Origin of the sequence: Sulfurihydrogenibium yellowstonense SS-5, from assembly GCF_000173615.1 — a bacterium.
In the GTDB taxonomy this organism is placed as follows: domain Bacteria; phylum Aquificota; class Aquificia; order Aquificales; family Hydrogenothermaceae; genus Sulfurihydrogenibium; species Sulfurihydrogenibium yellowstonense.
The window spans coordinates 1-4,645 of the sequence record NZ_ABZS01000141.1 but is presented as its reverse complement, the minus strand read 5'-3'; the positions used below and the strand labels follow the sequence as shown (position 1 = coordinate 4,645).

4 protein-coding genes are annotated in these 4,645 nt (G+C 29.4%); 1 reads left to right on the top strand and 3 read right to left on the bottom strand.

The genetic code is table 11. The features are described from left to right. A partial coding sequence (locus SULYE_RS06220; protein WP_043989184.1) for a bL21 family ribosomal protein occupies window positions 1-80 on the bottom strand: 80 nt, incomplete at its 3' end. Between the two features lie 53 nt (window positions 81-133). Further along, the gene (locus SULYE_RS06215) at window positions 134-1,984 is read right to left on the bottom strand and encodes an HDOD domain-containing protein (RefSeq protein WP_007547630.1); all 1,851 of its coding nucleotides are present in this window, start codon (window positions 1,982-1,984) and stop codon (window positions 134-136) included. A gap of 69 nt (window positions 1,985-2,053) precedes the next feature. On the opposite strand from SULYE_RS06215, the gene amrS reads away from it, so the two are divergent. Next, window positions 2,054-3,076 (top strand): AmmeMemoRadiSam system radical SAM enzyme, encoded by a 1,023-nt coding sequence (gene amrS / locus SULYE_RS06210; protein WP_007547628.1) that lies wholly within the window; start codon window positions 2,054-2,056, stop codon window positions 3,074-3,076. A 93-nt stretch (window positions 3,077-3,169) separates the two neighbouring features. Here amrS and SULYE_RS06205 read toward each other — a convergent pair whose 3' ends face one another. Next, a complete protein-coding gene (locus SULYE_RS06205) occupies window positions 3,170-4,033 on the bottom strand; it encodes a class I tRNA ligase family protein (RefSeq protein ID WP_007547627.1) in 864 nt (287 codons plus the stop codon). Between the last annotated feature and the right edge of the window lie 612 nt (window positions 4,034-4,645).

Below are 4,645 nucleotides of genomic sequence, written 5' to 3'. Positions count from 1 at the left end.
GCACATAGTTTTTCTACTTTTAATAATCTTCCCGGTTCAGCTTTATACTGCTTTCCACCTGTTTTTACTATTGCATACATATATCAAAACCTCCTTTTCTCAAAATAGACCAAATATTATATCATAAAAAAATTTAGTCCAAAAGCATCAAAAAAGCGGATTCTAAATCATACAGATTGCTTTCTATCTTGTCAAGGTTTTTAAAGTCTGTTTTTTCAAAAAGCTCAATATACATATTTTTAGCTTGTTCCTTTAAGAAATCATAAGCCTTTTGGTTTTCTGTCAAAAGCGGTATATCAATTTTATTTTCTTTTATTATATGGAAAATCTGGATTTTAGTTGGGTCAAAATCTATAAAGCTATAATAAGAGTAATCTGCAATAATTATACCCTCAAAATTTTTCCAAATTTTGTAAAATTCTCTATAAATAACAGGAGAGAGATTATCTATGTTTTTAAAATAAACTATGTCAAAGCCTGCTAAGTTCTCTATCAAAAGACTGTCAGGGTTTTGAATTTCTTCCGAAGGAATTATTATAAAAGACTTATCATGTAATCCGATTTCTGGGTCATTTATCAGATAGTTTAATAAAAGTCCTGCAAATTTAGAATCCTGATGTCTTAAAGCTAATCTTTTAAATTTCCCACTGCCAAGCTTTTTAAATGCCTCCATTAAGTCTATAAAATCTCCACTTTCTGGAAAATTTTTTTTACAAGATATGGTGTAGTTTGCAGGCGATGGAGTTCTTAAGTAAGGTTTTATTTTTAAAGCTGTTAGAATTTTATTCACGTAGAAAACGATTTCATTAAGAAAATCTGTCGATTCGTTTACAGACATTCCAAATCTTTTTAACCTGTTGTATAAAATAAATCCACTTTTTTTGTCATTATAGACCAAAAAATTAACTGCTAAGAAAACTAAATAGTAAAGGTATGCTCTTTTTAGATTTCTATTAGAAAGGTTTAAAGGCTCCTGTTTTAGAGACAACATTGGATTTAATAAAAGATGTGCTAATTTGTAGCTATCATTTACTTCTAATAGTATTTTAAATTTTCTTTCTAAGAATCTTTCATTTAAAGATAAATAGTCCTCTCCAAATAGATATTTTTCATATATTCTTAAAGGGTAAGAATAAAATTTAAGAGCATTTTTTAATATACTTTTGTAATTAGAATCTTTTTCTACAAATAAATTTGCTATAGATGAAACGTTCTCTAAAAGTAGTAATAATAATCCCAATTTTCTTTTTGGTTGAAAAGGTATATAAGGAGCGAATTTTTTAAAAGCTTGGACTTTAGTTATATTAAACTGATTAAAACTTTCAAAATTTTCCATTGGGTTTTTATAAGTTGCTACAAATAGGTCAAAATACTGGTAGCATAACTTTCTTATTTTATCCATACCAAGTCTTGCTATGGCTGTAGATAAATCTTTTATTTCTTCTAAAACATTTTCAGAAGCTTTGTTTGCTTCTTCTATAATTTTATTCTTTAAAGGTGGAATTTGATTTATTATGAAAGATAAGTTTTCTGCATCTGTATTTGGGTCATCTACTTCCGAAAGAAGATTTATGGCATTGATAAAATCTTGAGATATTCTAATACCTTCAATCTCTTTGTCTGTAATTGTATACTTTTTTGATGTTTTATAGCTTTCTATAAATCTTGTATTTTCTTTTATAAATTCAATATCTTCAAACTCTTCTTTGAATGCCAAGTCTATCTTTCTTTCGGTTATTTCCAAAACTAAGCATTTATACTCTTTGCCATTTATCTTAATAGATTTAGTTATTCCTTCTTGAATAAGATTAGTTTTTTTATCTGTTCTTAATCTTAGTAAAGACTTGGAGATAAATTCTATCTCGCCTAAATCATCTATCTTTATACTTTTATTTAGATAGTATTTATCCCATCTTAAGTCTAAAGCTTCTTCTTTTTCCGGTTTTACACTTTCCTTTTGTTTTTTACCTCCAAATATTCCCATACTCGTTCCTTTTTTAGATTTTATTTTAGCATATATTTATATATCATTTTAAACAAAAGAGGGGCAAATATGAAAGCTTTAGCTTGGATGTCTGAAAAAAGAAAAGAAAATAAAGTTTTATGTAAGGCATGTAATCAAAGATGTGTTCTTGGTGTTGGAGAGTATGGAAAATGCGGAATAAGAAAAAATGAAAATGGAGACCTATATCTTACTGCTTATGGTCTTGCTGCTGCTTTTAATACGGACCCAATAGAGAAAAAGCCATTATTCCACTTTTTTCCGGGAACAGAAATTTTATCTGTAGGAACAGTAGGATGTAATTTTAGCTGTAAGTTTTGCCAAAATTTTGAGATATCACAGTATCCTCAAGAACATAACTATGAAGTTTTCGGAACTACATTAATGCCGGAAACAATCGTAAATATTGCAAAAACAAGAAAAATACCATCAATTGCATTTACTTACAACGAGCCGGTCGTAGTTTTTGAATATGCTTATGATACATTTAAATTAGCAAAGCAAAATGGTATAAAAACTGTATTTGTAAGCTCTGGGTATGAAACTAAGGAAGCTATCGATACGATTAAGCCGTACTTAGATGCAGCAAATATAGATTTGAAGGCATTCACAGATAGATTTTACAGAGAAATTTGCGGAGCAAGATTAAAACCTGTTTTAGACGCAATTGAATACACTTATAAACAAGGAATTTGGATAGAGATAACTACTCTCATAATTCCGGGAGAAAATGATAGCAAAGAAGAGTTAAGGGATATTGCAAGATTTATTGCATCTATAGATAAAAATATACCATGGCATGTATCAAGATTTTATCCAATGTATAAAATGTTAGATAGACCACCTACACCAATAGAAAAATTAAAAGAAGCCTATGAAATAGGCAAGGAAGAAGGCTTGAATTATGTTTATGTTGGTAATGTTTTGGATGAAGACAGAGAATCAACATACTGTCCAAGCTGTGGCTTTAAAGTTATTGATAGAACGGGTTATGTTGGACAATATGTTTCTAATCATTTGGTAGACGGAAAATGTCCTAAATGCAATACTCCAATAGCCGGAGTTTGGAAGTAATAAAAAAAGCGAGAGGGAGTGGAAGACGCTCCCTTTACCAAGCCATTCTAAAGGCGGTGTTGATTTTTAGAGTAGTCTTATTTCTCAAAAATTTTACTTAACAACAATGTTTAAAATCTTCCCTTGAATAAATACAGTTTTAACAATCTCTTTTCCTTCAATCCATTTTTTAACAGATTCATCTTTTAAAGCGATGTTTAAAACTTCATCCTGAGAAGCATCTACAGGAGCTTTGATTGTTGCTCTTAATTTGCCATTTATCTGGACCGGAATTTCTCTTTCTTTTTCTACTAATAAACTTTCATCATAGTTTGGGAATGGTTGTTGTATAGTATATCCTTTATTTCCAAGCTGTTTCCATAGATAATCAGCCATAAATGGAGTAAATGGAGAGATTAAAAGAATAAATTTTTCAAAGACTTCTCTTAATACTTTTGGATTTTTTTCTTTATAATCATAAAGGGTATTCAAGAGCTCCATCATGGAAGCAATGGCTGTGTTAAACTGAAACCTTTCTATATCGTTTCTTACTTTTTTAATGGTTTGATGAAGTTTTTTTCTTATATTTAGACTTTCTTGTGAAAGATTTTTAAAATCTTCTTCACTGTAAGATACATTTTTAACAATGTCTAAATTTTCTGAAATGTAATAAAATAGCCTTTTTACAAATCTATGAGCTCCTTCTATTCCGCTTTCTGTCCAATCAAAATTGTTTTCTGGAGGTGCAGCAAATAGTGTGTAAAGCCTAACAGTGTCAGCACCATACTTTTTAACCATCTCATCCGGGTCAACTGTATTGTGTTTAGATTTGGACATTTTATCTGATTTTCCATAAGCATCTTCAAGCTTAGTTAAAACTGATTTATCTAATCCTAATTTATCAAAAAGTAAAACGGCATTATCATTAAGATTTAAATGATTTTCTTCTAATACTGCTTTAATCGTTTTTCTTTCCATCTTCTACCTCAAACGTTAATATTTAAAGTTTAAAGCCTTACAAATTTAATATTTTCAAATTCATACGTCGGATGAGAAATTTAATAAAAGCATTAGATTTTTCGCTTAGCTCAGAATGACAGACAAGGCGACTTTTTCTCTGCTGCTTATCAATCAACTTTTGACTGTCATCCTGAAGTAGAAGACTGAAAGGTCTTCTTATCTAAATTTTATAAAAATCTCTAACTTCTCATCCAAGGTATTTTATAAGTTGATTTAAATATATTCTATCATACATCGGGTGAGAAATTTAATAAAAACATGAGATTCTTCGCTTCGCTCAGAATGACAAATAAGGTTCTCCTTAGTTAATTACAAGTTTTCTTCGTCATCCTGAGGACCAAGTCCGATGGATCTCTTTTTAAATTCTATAAAAACCGCTAGTTTCTCACCTAAGGTGTTTATTTAAATATATTTTATCATGAATAAAGATTTATTTCAGATTCTTATGTAGAAGCTTGAAATTTCTTTCCTGGATAAAGCATAATATTTAATCTTTCTAAAACTCAAAACATTTAAAAGGAGAAAAATGGAGATATTATTACCTGTTGCCCATACAGAAATTAATGTAAT

Bases quoted from the DNA above. Each gene is read 5' to 3' on its own strand.
- SULYE_RS06215 (WP_007547630.1), bottom strand. From the start codon at position 1,984: ATGGGAATATTTGGAGGTAAAAAACAAAAGGAAAGTGTAAAACCGGAA.
- amrS (WP_007547628.1), top strand. From the start codon at position 2,054: ATGAAAGCTTTAGCTTGGATGTCTGAAAAAAGAAAAGAAAATAAAGTT.
- SULYE_RS06205 (WP_007547627.1), bottom strand. From the start codon at position 4,033: ATGGAAAGAAAAACGATTAAAGCAGTATTAGAAGAAAATCATTTAAAT.